Annotated in this window: 13 protein-coding genes; 9 read left to right on the top strand and 4 right to left on the bottom strand. The window is 65.1% G+C overall.

The features are described 5' to 3' along the window. Nucleotides 1-190 precede the first annotated feature (190 nt). The gene (locus PTE31013_RS17200) at nt 191-3,367 is read right to left on the bottom strand and encodes a hypothetical protein (RefSeq protein WP_150613994.1); all 3,177 of its coding nucleotides are present in this window, start codon (nt 3,365-3,367) and stop codon (nt 191-193) included. A gap of 511 nt (nt 3,368-3,878) precedes the next feature. On the opposite strand from PTE31013_RS17200, the gene chrA reads away from it, so the two are divergent. Then, the gene (gene chrA, locus PTE31013_RS17195) at nt 3,879-5,075 is read left to right on the top strand and encodes a chromate efflux transporter (RefSeq protein ID WP_150614140.1); all 1,197 of its coding nucleotides are present in this window, start codon (nt 3,879-3,881) and stop codon (nt 5,073-5,075) included. 62 nt (nt 5,076-5,137) lie between these two features. On the opposite strand, the gene epsC is transcribed toward chrA, so the two are convergent. The 3 genes from epsC to PTE31013_RS17185 form a co-directional block, all read right to left on the bottom strand. Continuing rightward, on the bottom strand, nt 5,138-6,079 hold the full coding sequence (gene epsC, locus PTE31013_RS17190) for a serine O-acetyltransferase EpsC (protein ID WP_150613993.1): 942 nt from the start codon (nt 6,077-6,079) through the stop codon (nt 5,138-5,140). Between the two features lie 417 nt (nt 6,080-6,496). Beyond that, nucleotides 6,497-6,625 carry a hypothetical protein gene (locus tag PTE31013_RS25280; RefSeq protein ID WP_017232138.1) on the bottom strand — a complete coding sequence of 43 codons (129 nt, stop codon included), beginning with the start codon at nt 6,623-6,625 and terminating at the stop codon, nt 6,497-6,499. A 184-nt stretch (nt 6,626-6,809) separates the two neighbouring features. Beyond that, entirely contained in the window at nt 6,810-7,700 is an 891-nt protein-coding gene (locus tag PTE31013_RS17185; protein WP_150613992.1) for a LysR substrate-binding domain-containing protein, read from the bottom strand. 87 nt (nt 7,701-7,787) lie between these two features. Between PTE31013_RS17185 and PTE31013_RS17180 the strand changes: the two genes are divergently transcribed. From PTE31013_RS17180 to hutG, 8 genes are all read left to right on the top strand, one after another. After that, nucleotides 7,788-9,089, top strand: coding sequence for an aspartate aminotransferase family protein (locus tag PTE31013_RS17180; protein ID WP_150613991.1), 1,302 nt, complete (start codon nt 7,788-7,790; stop codon nt 9,087-9,089). A gap of 257 nt (nt 9,090-9,346) precedes the next feature. Further along, complete coding sequence (locus PTE31013_RS17175) at nt 9,347-10,510, top strand: DSD1 family PLP-dependent enzyme (protein ID WP_246174650.1); 1,164 nt, start codon at nt 9,347-9,349, stop codon at nt 10,508-10,510. 163 nt (nt 10,511-10,673) lie between these two features. Next, nucleotides 10,674-11,429: a histidine utilization transcriptional repressor HutC gene (hutC, locus tag PTE31013_RS17170; RefSeq protein ID WP_150613990.1), complete on the top strand. Its 756-nt coding sequence runs from the start codon at nt 10,674-10,676 to the stop codon at nt 11,427-11,429. Nucleotides 11,430-11,579: 150 nt separating this feature from the next. Then, nucleotides 11,580-13,259, top strand: coding sequence for a urocanate hydratase (gene hutU, locus PTE31013_RS17165; protein ID WP_150613989.1), 1,680 nt, complete (start codon nt 11,580-11,582; stop codon nt 13,257-13,259). A gap of 41 nt (nt 13,260-13,300) precedes the next feature. Next, nucleotides 13,301-14,842 (top strand): histidine ammonia-lyase, encoded by a 1,542-nt coding sequence (gene hutH / locus PTE31013_RS17160; protein WP_150613988.1) that lies wholly within the window; start codon nt 13,301-13,303, stop codon nt 14,840-14,842. Nucleotides 14,843-15,026: 184 nt separating this feature from the next. Continuing rightward, nucleotides 15,027-16,406 (top strand): amino acid permease, encoded by a 1,380-nt coding sequence (locus PTE31013_RS17155; RefSeq protein WP_150613987.1) that lies wholly within the window; start codon nt 15,027-15,029, stop codon nt 16,404-16,406. A 7-nt stretch (nt 16,407-16,413) separates the two neighbouring features. Next, on the top strand, nt 16,414-17,637 hold the full coding sequence (gene hutI, locus PTE31013_RS17150) for an imidazolonepropionase (RefSeq protein ID WP_150613986.1): 1,224 nt from the start codon (nt 16,414-16,416) through the stop codon (nt 17,635-17,637). A 26-nt stretch (nt 17,638-17,663) separates the two neighbouring features. After that, complete coding sequence (gene hutG / locus PTE31013_RS17145) at nt 17,664-18,626, top strand: formimidoylglutamase (RefSeq protein WP_150613985.1); 963 nt, start codon at nt 17,664-17,666, stop codon at nt 18,624-18,626. Nucleotides 18,627-18,812: the final 186 nt, after the last annotated feature.

Genomic DNA, 18,812 nt, shown 5'->3' with positions numbered 1-18,812 from the left:
GCGTCGCATGCTACCTTTGCGTTGGCTCAACACCCTTCGAGATTTCTTGTAGTGCTATCCATGCGGCGCCGCGTTTCCGGTGGGTGCGCCCAGCGCCACGTCTCGGCGCGATGCGCTATATCCATTTCTATATAGCGCATCGCGCCGGGAACGACGGTCAAGCGATTGGAAAATCCATCACGCGTCGCACTTACAGGCTGGAATGCTCGTGTGGATCGATGGCGTCGCTGGCATGCGCGTCGCTTCTGTCCTGCCCCGACGCGAGCACTGTTGGCACGGTCTGCACCGCCTCCTGGACCTGCGCCGTCGCCGCGATGGGCACCGGCGTTGCATCGACGATGGTCCTGCGCTCGCGCGGCGGTGGGGCCACGTAGTAGAAGCGCAACTCGGCGTCGGGATAGTGATACGGAACCATGGCGAGATTGACGGCGCACGAATCGCAGAACGGCAAACGCGAGCACAGCACGATCGAACGAATGACGTTCTCGCCCAACGGGTGATCCGCATAGATCTGCGCCAGGATCATTCGCTCGGTGTCGAGTGTCCGGGACTGCGGCCCGCGCGTCGCCGCATTGTATGTCGGCAAGTCGGCATCGGCCATCGCCAGGCGCAGTTCGGGCGGCTCGGTGAAAACGACCTCCCGCCCCGAACTCGCCGCCTTGCGACGTTGCGCGATGACGTTGTGGTCTCGCCGTGCATACGCCCGGCCTGCGTCCACGACCCGCACGCTCGGCGTGTTCGTGCGCAGCGCGGTGCGCTGGAGTCCCGACAGGCAGTAGTAGATCGTCCTGGTACCGTCGGCGAGCGTCACCTCCGCCACGGCAATGTTCGCGTTGCGCGAGACGTGGCGCATGCGCTCACCGACATCGCGCGCCGCGCGGGCCGTACCGCCGACAAGCGCCTGCATCCCCGACATGCCGGGAAACAGCGTCTCGAAGATCGACAGCACGTCGCGTGTCGTTTGCACGTCGCCGACGAACGGCAACTGCGACCATACCGCCAGCGGGGCTGGACGCGACACGAAGTCTCTCGCGATCGCATTGGTGAACGCCCCTGCCTGCATCGGGTAGTACTGCCAGTGGCTCCATAGACGATTGAACATCGGCATCAATGCGGCATCGATCCCTGGCGGCGGGGAGAATCCGCTGGCGCCGGGCGACACCGGCGGCATTCTGGAGGCCGTCACCCGATGCTCGATGGCTTGCGTGAGGTCGCGAATCGCTTGCCTTGCCTCGATGACCGACAGCGAAATGTCCTCGAGCCCGCGCCACACATCCCCCGGCGAGGGGGCCTGGTGCCAGAGCTTGAGATACAGCTGCAGCAACGTGCGCGCTTCGCCGTAGGCGATCGTTGGCAGCACAATCGCGTTTTCGGCCGCCGCGCGATGGAGCTGCGCCGTCCGGTACGCGCGAATGTCGCGGTGGTTCGCCGGACGACGGTGCAGATGCACCTGACGTGTCGCCTCCCCCTCGTCGCTATCGGGCAAAGTGAAGCGATAGTAGACGTCGCGCGAGAGTTGCACCACGCCGTGCAGCGCACCGTCGCCGTCCCGATATGTCCCGAACGGCGCCGCGATGCACATATCGCCGAGTGTGAGTCGGACGCGGCGCCCACCGACCGGCCCCTCCGTCGTCGGCTGCTCGTAGAAGGCCAGTTCGCCGTTCAGCTCCGGCGTATACAGCGCCGGATCGACGAGTGGCGAGTCTGGCGAGACGTGCGGCGTCCCAAACTCGTCCAAACGCCCCAGACGCCCGAACGCAAAAAACACTTGACCGCCATCCGCGGCTTGAAACAAGCGGGAATACATGGCGACACGCAGGCGTACGAGCGGCGATGCGGCCATTGCCTGATGCTGCGCGACGGTTGCCCCCTGCTCCGTTACCGTGACCTCGCCCTGACGCTCGCGGTGACATTCGAGACACATGCCATCGATATCGATTCCCGCGCCGCGCGAGATGCGGCATAGCGACCCCGGCGCCCAATCGCGACGAATGTCCTCGAGCGGCCGGAGATCGGACGCATGCTTGCGCGTGTGCGCCACCGCCGCACCGTACAGTACGCCGTCGATGTCGAACACTTTCACACCGTTCTGCGTCAGGTCCGGAAGATATTCGACATGAACATTCGGCGGCAGGCACCATTGCACGCCACGGCCCAGGGGACCGGAGAACGACTCATGCTTGATGAAGCTCGGTAATGGCGCTTGCTGCGGCGCGGCTGGCGCGGATGCCGGCATGGGTTTGCCCGGCCAAAGGTACTGCAGCAGTGCAATGGCGTCCTGGTGGAGTGTCTCGGCGCGCACCATGGCGGCAAGACATTCCATCCCGGACACCGCCAGGCGCGAGGCCAACTCGCCTGGACCACCGATATCGGTTACCGCGTGCCGACGCGATCGCGCGCCGAAAGACGCGTCCGGTAGCTCGCGTCGGTCACGTGGGGCACGCTTGACGACGGTGTCGATCAGCAGCTCGGCGACTTCCTCCATGTCCGGCGAATCGAGGACCGACGAATTCGGCGATGGCCATCCCGCCCAGACCGGCGCGCCCGGAATTTCGAGCACGAACCCCGCGTCATCGCCTTCGCCGATCCGCGACTGGATCGACGACCAGCGCTCGCCCCAGAGGACTGGGCCATACGTTTGGGCACAGGATTTCTTCGAACTGCACGGGCGCCATGGTGTGATGAGGGCAGACGCGTCATGGGCGAGCGAGAGCACAAACTCGAACCAGACGCTACCCTCGTGCCTCAGATGCAACGAAATCGCGTGAGACGCGGCATAAATGGAACGCGGCGGTCGTGAACCCAATCCCGCCTCGTGCTCGACGAGCAGCGACTTAAGACCAGCACGCAAGACTTCCGCATTCGCAAAGGCGTCACGCGTTTCTGCGTCCGACGCTGCTACGGCTTGTCGAATCAGCGCGACCATGGCGCGCTGGATTTCCCCGCGGTACACCGTCAACCCCGCTCTCAGCGCTTCGCGGCTGTCGGCGGGTGCGGTCTCGGCGCCGAGCGACCCGATGTGCGGCGCGGGCAGGCACTGCGCCATCACGCCGCCGCCGTCGCGGCGCAAGGGCCACACGCGCAGCAACGCATGCATGCCCGAGACGGTCTCCGAATGCGGCAACGTGATCGGCGCGGTGCTCACGGAGGGTTCGATGTTGGCGTCTCGCCGGCTGATCGACCTTGCCCCGGCAATGGATGTGCCGGGGGCGCTGGCCGCGGCAACCACGCCCGTCGTACCAATCACTGCCAGCAACCCCAGTGCGAAGGCGGCATGGCGGGACTCGCGGCGGGGGGCACCAAGCGGCGCGCGAGCCATTTCGGCCGTCTGAAGCGTCTGCGGACTCGCGCGCAGACGTGCCTGCATAGGGACAGCTTGACAACGCGGCACTGCCATACTCGCCCGCCAATCGTCGACGAACGCGGCGCGATCGCTGCGCCGTCTTGTCGTGTGCGCGTGAGCGGCCGGTCGATGCGCGTGGTGCGGCATTGCATGATGCAATCGTGTCATTCAGCGTTCCTCCGAAAATTCCGCTGCGTAGTGCCATCGCAAGATCGCGAATGACAGCTTCCAAAGCGGCGGGGAGAACGCTAACGCGGCGCGCGGACGTGCGATTGCTGAAACGAACCGGCGATTGTGGCAGTCTTCACCGCTGCCACGGGTTCAGAAGCCAAATTCGGAAACGGACCTCGATGCCTCGAAGGCCAGACGCCATCACGAACAACGCGGATCGGCGGCGCGTGCGGCTGCCGTGGCGTAAGCTTGCGTCATGCCGAGGTCACCGCGTCGACGCTATGATGTCGAACTTCGTGCTGCTGGATGATGAGCGTTGAAACCCTTGAAAACCGACATCGAAACCGTCCCCGGCCCCTCTGCCATGCATCCGCGCGCCGCCCTCGAAGTGCTATGGGCGTTTCTGATGCTGGGCCTGACCAGCTTCGGCGGGCCGGTCGCCCACATTGGCTATTTCCGTCGTGAATTCGTGGAGCGGCGTCGCTGGCTCGACGATGCGAGCTTTATCGATCTGGTTGGCTTATGCCAGTTTCTGCCTGGACCGGCGAGTAGCCAGGTCGGTTTCTCCCTTGGCCTTCAGCGGGCCGGATGGCTCGGTGGCATCGCCGCGTGGTGCGGATTCACACTGCCTTCGATCCTGCTGCTCCTTGTCTTTGCCATCGTTGCGCCGCACCTCGGGGGGCCGGTGGGCGATGGCGTGCTGCATGGCTTGAAGCTCGTGGCGGTCGCCGTCGTGGCGCAGGCGGTCTGGGACATGGCGAGACGGCTGTGTCCCGACACGCGACGTGCGGGGATTGCGTTGGCTGCCATGACCGTGCTCGCGCTGACGACCACCCAGTTCGCGCAACTCATCGTGATCGTGCTGGGCGCGGGGCTTGGCGTTCTGCTGCTGCGCTCGGGGCATCCACTGGCGGCGCAACCGCTGACGTTACCGTCGCGATTCCGTATCTCACATGCGACGGGCGTCATCGCACTCATCCTCTTCTGCGCGCTGCTGGCCGGGTTGCCCGCCCTTCGGCATCTCACCGACGAGCGGTCCGTGGCCATCTTCGACGGCTTCTACCGGTCCGGGGCGTTGGTGTTCGGTGGTGGCCATGTGGTGCTGCCACTGCTGCAGGCGCAGACCGTGGCGACGGGATGGGTGTCGAACAGCGCCTTCCTGGCCGGATATGGCGCGGCGCAGGCGGTACCTGGCCCGCTCTTCACGTTCGCAACGTATCTCGGGTGGCTATCGGGGAGCCCTGCGCATCCGTGGCTTGGGGCCATGCTGGCGACCGTGGGGATCTTTCTTCCCGGGCTGTTGCTTGTCGTGGCTGCGCTGCCGCATTGGCAGGCGTTGCGCGAACGGGCGTCGGCGGCAGCCATGCTTGCGGGGGTGAATGCGGCCGTCGTGGGGATACTGGCCTCGGCGTTGTACTCGCCGGTGTGGACGAGCGCTGTGCATAGCGCGGCCGATTTCGCGGTGGCCGCCATCGCGTTCGTGCTGTTGACGCGTTGGAAGGCGCCGCCGCTTGCCGTAGTGGCGCTATGCGCTGTCGTGGGAGCGGCGGGGCTTGCCTGACGGAGGTCGATGTTGAATGCGACCTGACCGATCCGTGCGTGGCGTGCGCCACGCGGGAGGCTTCAGGACGATTCGTTATCGCAGCCGGACACGGGGGGCGAGCCTGCCTCTGTGCGCGATCTGGCTTGCGTGATATTGCTGAACGGCGGGACGTCTTGCGTAAGCCAGACATTGCCGCCGATCACCGAGCCTTGTCCGATAGTGACGCGACCGAGAATCGTGGCACCGGCGTAGATGACCACGTTGTCTTCCACGATCGGGTGACGAGGGAGGCCTTTGCGCGGATTGCCGTCATCGTCGGCCGGGAAGCGCTTGGCGCCGAGCGTGACGGCTTGATAGACGCGCACGCGCTCGCCGAGAATTGCGGTTTCCCCGATGACCACCCCGGTACCGTGATCGATGAAGAAGCCTGCGCCGATTTGGGCACCTGGGTGAATATCGATGCCGGTTTCCGAGTGGGCTTGCTCGGCGATGATACGGGCGAGCAGTGGCAATTCGAGTCGATAGAGTTCGTGGGCGACGCGATGGTGAATCATCGCGTGGATGCCTGGGTAGCAGATCAGCACCTCGTCGACGCTGCCTGCGGCCGGATCGCCTTGATAGGCGGCGAGTACATCGCGGTCGAGCAATTCGCGGATCGTGGGAAGCCTTTGAGCGAATTGCTGGATGGTGGCGTGGGCGCGTTCCTCGATGAGTGCGGGCGTGATGTTGGTGTCGTGGCGTGCTTTGTGGCGCCATTCCATCCGGGCTTGTTCGGCCAGGCCATTGAGCACGCTGGTCAGTGTGTGACCGACGTAATAGTTCTCGCCTTGCTGGTGGAGGTCTGGCGGACCGAGGCGCATGGGAAAGAGCACGCCTTTGAGGGCGCCGATGATGTCGGCGAGGTGTTCACGGGAGGGCAGATCGCGTCCACCGGATTCGAGCAGACGGCGTTGGCCGTCGCGCCAGCGAAGGCGAGCCGAATGCAGGGAGGAGACGATATCGTCGATGTCGAAAGCGGCCACGAGGGGGGGACTCCTGAAAAGCGGGTGCAGCAAAGCGCACGAACCCAGGAAGGATAGCGGGTTTCCAAAGCACCGGTAGCGAAGTGGTTTCTCTGGATGGTGCCGAGTTTGGGCTGTTGGGTCGTTGGGTTGAGGGACCGTGGGCGTGAAGGGGGATGGACCGGAGCCCCTTTCTGCAGCGAGTTGGGTTTATGTTTGAGAGGCGGAAAGGGGCTCCGGTCCGTCTGGGGGCGGGTGTTAACGATGTTGACGCCGCACCGCGGTGGGTATTCAGAGTGGCGAAAGCGAGCCGTTGGGTCAACGGCAGAAGCGCACGTCGCGGGAGAATCAAACACGCCGAGCGTTTTCACTCAGGACGCAGCATGCTCGTCGATTTTGGCGAAGACGGAAGCATCCGCCCTCACCCGGCGCCGACGTTTACAGCGCCCGCTTGACGGTGCGCGCCGCGCCCGAAATATCCTGCCCGACACCATCGACCGTATTGCAGCCTGCCAAAGAGAGCAGTGAACCGACCACCAGGAAAACCGCCAAAATACGCGCCAACATATCGACCTCGATACAAATAACGAAATAACCACGAGTTTCCGGCCACCATCGGGGCGTCCCAAGGCCCGGAACCCGACTTCTTGTTGAAGCGCCGGGGAGCGTCTGCCCCTCGCCTCGAAACGATGCGCAATTGTGCGTCAAATTCGACCGCACAGGGCAATCGTGAGTGCCCCACGTTCCCGCCCTACAACACCGCCAGCGTCTGCCGGATGTGATCGGCAAACGCGACGCTCAGCGGGTTCGGACGCGCGCGATCGAACTTTACCGTAATCCCGACCGACGGCAACGTCGGCAACGTATCACCTGTAACAATGCGTAAATCCGCGGGCACCGCCGTCTGCGTCATGACCGCGAGCGCTTGCCCCGAGCGCGCCAGCGCCGTCAATCCGGCCAGATTGCTGCTCGCATACGCGATGCGGTACGCCCTGCCCGCCCGCGTCAACGCCTCGCATGCCGCCATATGATCCAGCGTGTCCGGGTCCGACAACGCCAATGGCAACGGCACGTCGGGATTGGAAAGCACCGCCGCCAGCCCGGGACTCCCAATCCACACCAACGGTTCTCGCCGGATAACCTCGCGCTCGTCCATGCCTGCCGGCAACGAGATCAACGCCAGATCCAGCGCATGACGCGCCAATTGCGCCATCAGACGCGGCGTAGGTTCGCAGATCACCTCGACCAACGCCAGCGGATGCGCCACCGCAAACCCTCGCAGCAGGTGGGGCAGAAACGCGGCCGCGTAGTCATCCGGGCAACCGAAGCGAATCGTGCCGCGCAACCCCCGGCCCGACATCTCCGCCATGGCTTCGTCGTGCACCCTCAGAATCCGCTGGGCGTGTCCCAACAAGCGCTCTCCAGGACTCGTCAACACCACCCCGCGCCCAGTGCGCTGCAACAACGGTTGATCAACGATCGCTTCCAGACGCTTCATCTGCTGGCTCAGCGCCGACTGCGTTCGCGCAATGCGCTGCGCCGCCACGCTGAGCGACCCCGCCTGCGCAATGGCGACGAACGAGCGCAGCAGGTCGATTTCGAGGGACAGGCTCAAGATATTAGACTCGCTTCTATCTTTCATTAGCATTATTCGCTTCCATGAAATCAGAGCGCTGCCTAGACTGCAAGCGGTAAATGCCCATCGCCGTTGCTCATCGGAGATTTCTGCATGTCCAAGAACCAAGACACCGACTTCTGGCGCAATGCCCGACAGCATCTGATCCGTTATGGCGGCACCTTCGAGCCGATGATCATCGAACGAGCGCAAGGCAGCTTCGTCTACGACGCCGACGGCCGAGCCATTCTCGACTTCACCTCCGGGCAGATGAGCGCCGTGCTTGGCCACAGCCATCCCGACATCGTCGCTGTCGTCACCGAGTCCATCGCCACGCTCGATCACCTGTTCAGCGGCATGCTTTCCCGACCGGTGGTCGATCTCGCCACACGGCTCGCCGACATCACTCCCGACGGCCTCGATCGGGTCATGCTGTTGAGCACCGGCGCCGAAGCGAACGAAGCGGCCATTCGCATGGCCAAGCTCGTCACCGGAAAATTCGAAATCGTCGCGTTCGCACAATCGTGGCATGGCATGACCGGTGGCGCCGCCGCCGCGACCTACAGTGCTGGACGCAAAGGCGTCGGTCCGGCCGCGATCGGCTCGTTCGCGATTCCCGCGCCGTTCACCTATCGTCCCCGCTTCGGCCCGGCCGGCCAGTATGACTACCTCGCCGAACTGGACTACGCGTTCGACCTGATCGATCGCCAGTCCAGTGGCAACCTCGCGGCCTTCATCGCGGAGCCGATCCTCAGTTCGGGCGGCATCATCGAGCTGCCCCCGGGCTATCTCGCGGCGCTCAAGCGCAAATGCGAAGCGCGCGGCATGCTGCTCATACTCGACGAAGCGCAGACCGGCATCGGGCGCACCGGCACCATGTTCGCGTTCGAGCGTGACGGCGTCACGCCCGACATCCTCACGCTCTCGAAAACCCTCGGCGCCGGGCTGCCGCTCGCCGCCATCGTGACATCTGCCGAAATTGAAGAGCGCGCCCATGAGCGCGGCTACCTCTTCTACACCACCCACGTCTCCGATCCGCTGCCGGCGGCCGTCGGCTTGCGCGTGCTCGACGTCGTCGCCCGCGACGGCCTTGTCGCGCGCGCCAACGTCTTGGGCGAGCGCCTGCGCAACGGATTGCTCGGACTGATGGAGCGTTTCGAATGCGTGGGCGACGTGCGTGGCCGGGGCCTGCTGCTCGGCATGGAAATCGTCAAGGATCGCCGCACCAAGGCGCCTGCCGACGGACTCGGTGCGAAAATCACACGCGAGTGCATGGCCCTTGGCCTGAGCATGAACATCGTGCAACTGCCCGGCATGGGCGGCGTATTCCGCATCGCCCCGCCGCTGACTGTCAGCGAAGAAGAGATCGATCTCGGGCTGTCGCTGCTCGGTCAGGCCATCGAGCGCGCACTATAGCGCCGAGCGCATTGTCATGACGACACTCACCGCTGCGGCGGCCGTCGGCATGGCCATCGTGCCACCGCACTGAGCCACGCCGATGGCGCCAACGCCTGGACCGGACGCACGTTCTCGATCTGGACCATTCATCTGAGCTTAATGTTTGATGTTGCCTCAATTAACCACGAGGCCCCCCATCCTTCCTACACTGGCGCCTTTTACGACGGCGCCACGCGGCACGGCTGCCCACGCCCGTCCCCCACCGTCCGAGACACATGACCAAGACCGCGAAGCCGCCCCTCCTCCCGACCGCGCTGCCGATGCTCGACACACCGGCCGCCGTGATCGACGTGCCACGCATGCAGCACAACATTCGTCGCATGCAGTCCCGCATGGACGCGCTGGGCGTGCGCTTGCGTCCCCACGTCAAGACCAGCAAGTGCGTGGAAGTGGCACGCGCACAGATCGAAGCCGGCGCCGCAGGCATCACCGTCTCCACCCTCAAGGAAGCCGCCCGCTTCTTCGACGATGGCGTGACCGACATCCTCTATGCGGTGGGGATGGTCGCGAGCAAGCTGCCGGCCGCCCTCGCCTTGCGGCGCCGCGGTTGCGACCTGAAGATTCTCACGGACAGCGTCGCATCGGCGCAGGCCATCGTGGCGTTCGGCGCCGAGTTCGGTGAAACATTCGAGGTGTGGATCGAGATCGACACCGACGGACATCGCTCGGGCCTCGTCCCTGAGGGCGATGCTCTGCTAGACGTGGCACGTGTGCTGCATGACGGCGGGGCATCGTTGGGCGGCGTCATGACCCACGCCGGCTCCAGCTATGACGTCGACACGCATGAAGCGCTCGTGGCCATCGCCGAGCAGGAGCGCGCCGGCTGCGTGCGCGCCGCCACGCGTTTGCGCGATGCCGGGCTACCGTGCCCGGTAGTCAGCGTCGGCTCGACGCCCACCGCCCTCACCGCCGAGCATCTCGACGGCGTGACCGAAGTGCGTGCGGGCGTGTACGTGTTCTTCGATCTCGTCATGCACAACATTGGCGTGTGCACGGCCGACGAACTGGCACTGAGCGTGCTCACGACCGTGATCGGGCATCAGGCCGACAAGGGCTGGGCCATTGTCGACGCAGGCTGGATGGCCATGAGCCGCGACCGGGGCACCCAAAAGCAGAAGCGTGATTTCGGCTATGGACAGGTGTGCCGCATCGACGGCAGCCTCGTGCCCGGGTATCAGTTGAGCGGCGCCAACCAGGAACACGGCATTCTGTCGCGCGAAGGCGAGCCCGACCTCGACATCGTTGCGCGATTCCCCATTGGCACGTTGCTGCGCATCCTGCCCAATCACGCCTGCGCGACCGGGGCGCAATTCCCCGAATACCACGCCGTTGCCCCCGATCGCGACCTCGCCGTCTGGTCGCGATTGCACGGTTGGTAAGCGGGAGCATTTCAATGCGCGGCGCGCCCCGGCGCCGCGCGCGCACGGCCTCACCTGGATCGGCGTCATGTGCGCCGGGCCGCTTTTTTCTCCTCCACGGCAAGCGATTGGCTTATGCTTCAGGCTTTCCCCCCGCACGCCCGTGACCGGAGAAGCCATTAAGGTGCCACGTCAATCTGCCCAACCGACGGTCGAAACGCTCAACGAACAAGGGCCGGCGCCGCGCTATTTGCAACTCAAGCAGTTCATCAGTCGTCAGATCGACAGTGGCGCCTGGCCGCCGCATCACCGCGTGCCATCGGAAAACGAGTTGGTCGACCTCTCCGGGGTGAGCCGGATGACGGTCAACCGCGCGCTGCGGGAACTCACCGCCGAGGGGCGTCTCGTGCGCATGCAGGGCGTCGGCACGTTCGTCGCCGAGCCAAAATCCCACTCGCCGCTGCTGGCCGTCAACAATATTGCCGACGAGATCTCCGGGCACGGCCATCGCCATCGTGCCGAAATCAAGCTGCTGCGCGAAGAACTTGCCGGTCCCGAACGGGCCGTTTCCATGGGACTGCAAGAGCGCGAAAAGCTTTTCCACTCGGTGATCGTCCACTACCAGGACAACGTGCCGGTGCAGATCGAAGACCGCTTCGTCAATCCCGCACTCGCGCCGGATTATCTCGAGCAGGACTTCACCCAACTCACCCCCAACGCTTATCTGCAGCGCCTGTCGCCGCTCACCTCGGGCGAGCATGTCGTCGAAGCCGTGACGGCCACGCCGGAGGAAGCGCAACTGCTGCACATTGCGCGCACGGAGCCGTGCCTGCTCATTCGGCGTCGCACCTGGACCGGCAAGCGCATCGTCTCCGTGGCTCGCCTGCTGCACCCCGGCTCCCGGCATCGGCTTGAGGGTCGCTTCGGCGAGCCCGATTAATCCAGCGTCGGCGCCACTGCACGCCAGTCGCACAATCCCCTTAAGCCGCACCCCATGCGTCACCGCACTGCGTGAAAACCCTAGTTCACGATAACTTGTATATACAATACTGTACAAGTCATTCTCCGCTCCGAATTAGAGGAACCCGTTGTGAGCCAATTCACCCGATACCGCGATGTCACGATACGCGCGCCGCGCGGCGCGCAGCTCAATGCCCGTAGCTGGCTCACGGAAGCCCCGCTGCGCATGCTGATGAATAACCTCGACCCGGACGTCGCCGAGAACCCGCACGCGCTCGTCGTCTATGGCGGCATCGGTCGGGCTGCGCGCAACTGGGAGTGCTACGACAAGATTGTCGAAACGCTCAAGACGCTGGGCGATGACGAGACGCTGCTTGTGCAATCGGGCAAGCCGGTGGGCGTGTTCAAGACCCACGCCGACGCGCCGCGCGTGCTCATCGCCAACTCGAACCTGGTGCCCCACTGGGCGACCTGGGAGCATTTCAACGAACTCGACGCCAAGGGGTTGGCCATGTACGGCCAGATGACGGCCGGCTCGTGGATCTACATCGGCAGCCAGGGCATCGTGCAGGGCACGTACGAGACGTTCGTGGAAGCCGGTCGCCAGCACTACGGGGGCAACCTGACGGGGCGTTGGGTGCTCACCGCCGGTCTGGGCGGCATGGGCGGCGCACAGCCGCTGGCCGCCACACTGGCCGGCGCCTGCTCGCTGAACATCGAGTGCCAGCAGACCAGTATCGACTTCCGCCTGCGCACACGTTACGTCGACGAGCAAGCCAAGGACCTCGACGACGCCCTCGCGCGCATCGCCAAATACACCGCCGCCGGCCAGGCCGTGTCCATTGCGCTGTGCGGCAATGCGGCCGAAATTCTGCCGGAACTGGTGCGTCGCGGGGTGCGTCCGGACATGGTCACCGACCAGACCAGCGCGCACGATCCGCTCAACGGCTACCTGCCGATCGGCTGGTCGTGGGACGACTATCGCGAACGCGCACGCACAAAGCCCGCCGAGGTCGTCAAGGCCGCCAAGCAGTCGATGGCCGTGCACGTCAAGGCGATGCTCGACTTCCAGGCGATGGGCGTGCCGACCTTCGACTACGGCAACAACATCCGTCAGATGGCCAAGGAAGAAGGCGTCGAGAACGCCTTCGACTTCCCCGGCTTCGTGCCGGCCTATATCCGCCCCCTCTTCTGCCGTGGCGTCGGGCCGTTCCGCTGGGCCGCGCTCTCGGGCGATCCGGAAGACATCTACAAGACCGACGCCAAGGTCAAGGCACTGATTCCGGACGACGAGCACCTGCACCGCTGGCTCGACATGGCGCGCGAGCGCATCAGCTTCCAGGGACTGCCCGCGCGGATCTGCTGGGTCGGGCTGGGCTTGCGCGCGAAGCTCGGACTGGCCTTCAATGAAATGGTACGCTCGGGAGAACTCTCGGCACCGGTCGTGATCGGCCGCGACCACCTGGACTCGGGATCGGTTGCCAGCCCCAACCGAGAAACCGAAGCCATGCGCGACGGCTCTGACGCTGTCTCCGACTGGCCGTTGCTCAACGCCCTGCTCAACACGGCGAGCGGCGCAACGTGGGTGTCGCTGCACCACGGCGGCGGCGTCGGCATGGGCTTCTCGCAGCATTCGGGCGTGGTGATCGTCTGCGATGGCACCGACGCGGCTGCCGCGCGCATCGCCCGCGTGCTGCACAACGATCCCGCGACGGGCGTCATGCGCCACGCCGATGCAGGCTATGACATCGCCGTCGAATGCGCGCGCGAGCATGGCCTGAACTTGCCCATGCTTGGCAACGCGCAGTAAGCGAGACACCCCAGAACCCGTCGAATCAAGGAAATCCGACCATGGCACAATTGTTTGTGACGCCCGGCGCGCTCACACTCGCGCAACTGCGCGACGCCTATCAACACCCGACCAAGCTCACGCTCGACGAGACCGCCTATGCCGCCATCGACAAGAGCGTGGCCTGCGTCGAGGCCATCGTGGCCGAAGGCCGCACGGCTTATGGCATCAACACCGGCTTCGGTCTGCTCGCCACAACGCGCATCGCCAAGGAGGATCTCGAGAACCTGCAACGCTCGCTGGTGCTCTCGCACGCGGCTGGCGTGGGCGCGCCGCTCGACGACGCGCTCGTGCGCCTCATCATGGTGCTCAAGATCAACAGCCTGGCACGTGGCTTCTCGGGGATTCGCCGCAAAGTCATCGATGCCCTCATCACGCTGGTGAACGCGGAGGTCTATCCGCGCATCCCGCTCAAGGGTTCGGTCGGCGCCTCGGGCGATCTCGCTCCGCTCGCCCATATGTCGCTGCTGTTGCTGGGCGAAGGCCAGGCGCGGTATCGCGGTCAGTGGATGAGCGCCCGCGAAGCCCTCGCCGTGGCCGGGCTCGAGCCGCTCACGCTTGCCGCCAAGGAGGGCCTGGCGCTGCTCAACGGCACGCAAGTCTCAACGGCCTACGCCTTGCGTGGCCTGTTCGAAGCGGAAGACCTATTCGCCGCCGCCAGCGTCTGCGGTGCCTTGACGGTGGAAGCCATGCTCGGCTCGCGCGCCCCGTTCGACGCGCGCATTCACGCTGCCCGCGGCCAGCGCGGCCAGATCGATGCCGCTGCGCTCTATCGCCATCTGCTCGGTGAGACGAGCGAGGTGGGTCAATCGCACGCGCACTGCGAAAAGGTGCAGGATCCGTATTCGCTGCGCTGCCAGCCGCAGGTCATGGGGGCGTGCCTCACGCAGATCCGTCAGGCGGCCGACGTGCTCGCGGTCGAAGCGAATGCCGTATCGGACAACCCGCTCGTGTTCTGGGAACAGGGCGATGTGATCTCCGGCGGCAACTTCCACGCCGAGCCGGTCGCCATGGCCGCGGACAACCTCGCGCTGGCGCTGGCCGAGATCGGCGCGCTGAGCGAGCGGCGCACTTCCCTGATGATGGACAAGCACATGTCGCAGTTGCCCGCGTTTCTCGTGGCCAACGGCGGCGTGAATTCCGGGTTCATGATTGCGCAGGTGACAGCAGCGGCACTCGCCTCCGAGAACAAGGCCCTGGCGCACCCGGCCAGCGTAGACAGTCTGCCGACCTCGGCCAACCAGGAAGACCACGTGTCGATGGCGCCCAACGCCGGGAAGCGGCTTTGGGAGATGGCCGATAACGTCAAGGGGATTATCGCGATCGAATGGCTTGGCGCCTGCCAGGGGCTGGACTTCCGCGAGGGCGTCAAGTCGACGCCAGTCCTTGAGCGCGCCCGCGCGCTGCTGCGCCAGGCGGTTCCGTTCTACGATAAGGACCGCTACTTTGCGCCCGACATCGAAGGGGCGAGCACCTTGATTGCGCAGCGCCATCTCAGCGCGCTCGTGCCGGCCGGTACGTTGCCTAGCGCGCCAAGCATTTAAGCCGCGCTGGCTTTACACCCTGCCGGCGCAAAGCGAACTGCGATTTGCGCGCCGGCGACACGGTGTACCGGGTCGCCCGTCGTCCAGCGGAATACCGATTCGCTGGCCTGAACGTCGGGCCATACCCCTGACTTCACTCGCCCCCGCCATCGCGGGCAGGCGCATCACGTATTCAGGAGACAGCTTGAAAAACCTGCAACGCAATCTGAGCGCGCGGCACATCCGCTTTCTGGCGCTCGGCTCCGCCATCGGCACGGGCCTGTTCTACGGCTCGGCGTCCGCCATCCAACTGGCCGGTCCGGCCGTGATCCTGGCCTATATTCTGGGCGGCGCCGCCGTGTATATGGTGATGCGCGCGCTGGGCGAGATGGTCGTGCGCCAGCCCGTCTCCGGCTCGTTCGGCCGCTATGCGAGCGACAATCTTGGCTCGCTGGCCGGCTTCCTCACGGGCTGGACTTACATCCTGGAAATGGTCATCGTCTGTCTGGCGGACGTGACAGCGTTCGGGATCTACATGGGATTCTGGTTCCCGGACGTGCCGCAATGGATCTGGGTGCTCGGCATCGTGATGTTGATCTGTGGGCTGAACCTGTGCAACGTGAAGGTGTACGGTGAGCTGGAATTCTGGCTGGCGCTGCTCAAGATCCTCGCCATCGTGGCGATGATCGTGGGCGGCGGCGTGATCCTGTTCACTGGGGTGCAACTGCATAGCGAGCATGCGCCGGCGGTTAGCAATCTCTGGTCGCACGGCGGTTTCCTGCCCAATGGCTGGGGAGGACTCGTGGCGTCGCTGGCCGTGGTGATGTTCGCCTATGGCGGCATCGAGATCATCGGCATTACCGGCGGGGAAGCCAAGAATCCGGAAACCGTCATTCCGCGCGCCATCAACGCCGTGCCGATGCGCATTCTGCTGTTCTACGTGCTGACGATGTGTGTGCTCATGGCAATCTTCCCGTGGACCGGCATCGGCCGTCAGGGCAGCCCGTTCGTGCAGATTTTCTCCGGGCTGGGCATCAAGTCCGCAGCGGCCATCCTGAACGTGATCGTCATTTCCGCCGCCATCTCCGCCATCAACAGCAACATTTTCGGCGCGGGCCGGATGATGTTCGGCATGGCTGAACACGGTCAGGCGCCGGCCGCCTTTTCTGTGACGTCGCGCCACGGCGTGCCGTGGGTCACGGTGCTCGTGATGACGGCCGCGCTGCTCGGCGGCGTGGTGCTCAACTACCTGATCCCGGAGGGCGTGTTTCTGATCATCGCGTCCATTGCCACATTCGCGACGGTGTGGGTGTGGCTGATGATCCTGCTCTCGCAGGTGGCGATGCGCCGGCGTCTGCCGGCCGCGGAAGTCGCCGCGCTCAAGTTCAAGGTGCCGCTGTGGCCGGTCGGTCCGGCGCTGGCCATCGCGTTCATGCTGTTCGTGATCGGGGTGCTGGGCTACATGGAGGACACGCGTGTCGCGTTGTATGTCGGTGCGGGCTGGATCGTGCTGATGTCGGCGGCCTATCAGTTCGGTGTGAAACCCAGGGAAGCGCAGGTGCGCAGCCCAATGAGCCTGGAATGAGCCTCTCATGAAACGTACGTACTGGAAGCACTGCCGCGTCGCCACGATGCGCGATGGCCGCTACCACGCCATCGACGATGCCGCTATCGTCACGCACGGCAAACACATTGAGTGGATAGGTGAGCGCGGCGAGCGTTCGGCCTCGAGCGTGGATGCGGATGCATGCGTGGACCTGCAAGGGGCGTGGGTCACACCCGGCCTGATCGATTGCCACACGCACCTGGTGTTCGGCGGCAACCGCAGCCTCGAATTCGAGCAACGATTGCAAGGCGTGAGCTATGCGGATATCTCCGCCGCCGGCGGCGGCATCAAGCATACGGTGCGGCACACGCGCGATGCCACCGAGGATGCGCTCTTCGAATCGGCACGCAAACGGTTGCTCGCGCTGATGCGCGATGGCGTCACCATGGTCGAGATCAAGTCTGGTTACGGCCTCGATCTGAACAGTGAGCGCAAGATGTTGCGGGTGGCGCGTCGGCTGGGCGAGGCGTTGCCGGTCACGGTGAAAACCACGTGCCTGGCGGCGCACACGGTGCCCGCGGAGTTCGCGGGCAAGGCCGACGAGTATGTGAACTACGTCTGCACCGACATCCTGCCGACGCTTGCCGAGGAAGGTCTGGTCGACGCGGTCGATGCGTTTTGCGAGACCATTGCCTTCTCTGCGTCGCAGGTCATGCGCGTGCTGCTGCGTGCGCAGAAGCTGAAGCTGCCCGTCAAGCTGCACGCCGAGCAGCTCTCCCCGCTCGGTGGGTCAAGCCTCGCGGCCGAGCTGGGGGCACTGTCGGCCGATCATCTGGAATACATGAGTGCCGACGATGCCGCCGCGATGGGGCGTGCAGGCACGGTTGCCGTGCTGCTGCCGGGCGCGTTCCATATGTTGCAGGAGACGCGCCGCCCGCCGGTCGACCTGCTTCGCCGCCACGGTGTCGATATCGCGGTGGCGTCCGATCTGAACCCCGGCACCTCGCCTGCGTTGTCGCTGCGGCTGATGCTCAACATGGCCTGTACGCTATTCGGCCTGACGCCGGAGGAAGCGCTGGCGGGCGTTACGCGCAATGCGGCCAAGGCCCTGGGCATGCTTGGCACGCACGGCACCCTCGAAGCCGGGAAGACAGCGGATTTCGTGGTGTGGGAAATCGAGCGGCCGGCAGAACTCGCCTACTGGCTGGGTGGCGAGTTGCCCTCGCGTACGGTGCGCCACGGCGAGTGGCGCGAGCTTGCCACGGTTTGATCCGTCCCGGCAAACAGGAGACTCTCATGGCGACTCAATTGACATCGGCCACCGGCGATCCCCCGATCTGGCACGGGCGCACGGATACTGGCGAGCGAGGTGATACGCGCCGGCTTTTCAACGTCGTGCGAGTGATCGATTCGGGTACTGATGCCGCCCCCAGCGGCGCCCCCGTGCTGCTCGGCTTCGCCTGCGATGCGGGCGTCAAACGCAATCAGGGGCGCGTCGGCGCCGCTGAGGGACCCCAGGCGATCCGGCGTGCGCTGGCGAACCTGCCTGCGCACGACATCGCATGCCTGTTCGACGCCGGCGATGTCACGTGTGACGGCGATGACCTCGAGGCGGCGCAGACGGCGCTGGCCGACGCGGTTCGCCGTCAACTGGACGCGGGCGCGCAACCGCTGGTGCTCGGCGGCGGTCACGAAATTGCATGGGGCACATGGCAAGGACTGCGCGCGCATCTCGACGACCACGGCGACCAATCGCGCGTGCTGATCCTGAATCTCGACGCCCACTTCGACCTGCGCACGGCACGCCCGGGCACGTCGGGCACGCCGTTCGATCAGATCGCGCAGGCATGCGAAGCAGCCGGACTTCCGTTCGACTACGCCTGCCTGGGTGTGAGCCGCTTGAGCAACACGGCGTCGTTGTTCGAACGCGCCCGCGAGTTGAAGGTCACCCACGTGGAAGACACCGAGATGCAAGACCGGCATCTGGAGGCGCGCCTCGCACAAATCGACGCACTGATTGCCGACGTCTCGCATGTCTACCTGACGATCGATCTCGATGTGCTTCCAGCGCCGGTCATGCCGGGCGTTTCCGCTCCCGCAGCGTGTGGTGTGCCAATGCCCGTCGTCGAAGCCATCGTCACGCATGTGCGCCGCTCAGGCAAGCTGCGCGTGGCCGATCTGGCAGAGTACAACCCCCGCTTCGACCCACAAGGCGCAGGCGCTCGCGTCGCCGCTCGACTGGCTTATCGTCTGCTCTGACGGCCCAGGTCCCATCTCCGGGGCGCCGCCGCGCACCCCAATGGGCCTTCACATGCTTCACCCGCTTCACACCCCCGCAGTCAGACGGACCGGGGCCCCTTTCCGCCTCTCAGACATAAACCCAACTCGCTGCAGAAAGGGGCCCCGGTCCGTCTCTCTCAACGCCCTCTCCCCCCCCCCCCCCCC

Origin of the sequence: Pandoraea terrigena, from assembly GCF_902459705.1 — a bacterium.
Taxonomy (GTDB): domain Bacteria; phylum Pseudomonadota; class Gammaproteobacteria; order Burkholderiales; family Burkholderiaceae; genus Pandoraea; species Pandoraea terrigena.
The sequence above is the reverse complement of the archived record's forward strand: the minus strand, read 5'-3'. Positions and strand labels throughout refer to the sequence as shown.

Coding starts and splice junctions, on each gene's coding strand:
- PTE31013_RS17180 (WP_150613991.1), top strand. CDS start 7,788: ATGTCCAAGAACCAAGACACCGACTTCTGGCGCAATGCCCGACAGCAT.
- PTE31013_RS17185 (WP_150613992.1), bottom strand. CDS start 7,700: ATGAAAGATAGAAGCGAGTCTAATATCTTGAGCCTGTCCCTCGAAATC.
- PTE31013_RS17200 (WP_150613994.1), bottom strand. CDS start 3,367: ATGCAGGCACGTCTGCGCGCGAGTCCGCAGACGCTTCAGACGGCCGAA.
- PTE31013_RS25280 (WP_017232138.1), bottom strand. CDS start 6,625: ATGTTGGCGCGTATTTTGGCGGTTTTCCTGGTGGTCGGTTCACTGCTC.
- chrA (WP_150614140.1), top strand. CDS start 3,879: ATGCATCCGCGCGCCGCCCTCGAAGTGCTATGGGCGTTTCTGATGCTG.
- hutI (WP_150613986.1), top strand. CDS start 16,414: ATGAAACGTACGTACTGGAAGCACTGCCGCGTCGCCACGATGCGCGAT.
- hutH (WP_150613988.1), top strand. CDS start 13,301: ATGGCACAATTGTTTGTGACGCCCGGCGCGCTCACACTCGCGCAACTG.
- hutG (WP_150613985.1), top strand. CDS start 17,664: ATGGCGACTCAATTGACATCGGCCACCGGCGATCCCCCGATCTGGCAC.
- PTE31013_RS17175 (WP_246174650.1), top strand. CDS start 9,347: ATGACCAAGACCGCGAAGCCGCCCCTCCTCCCGACCGCGCTGCCGATG.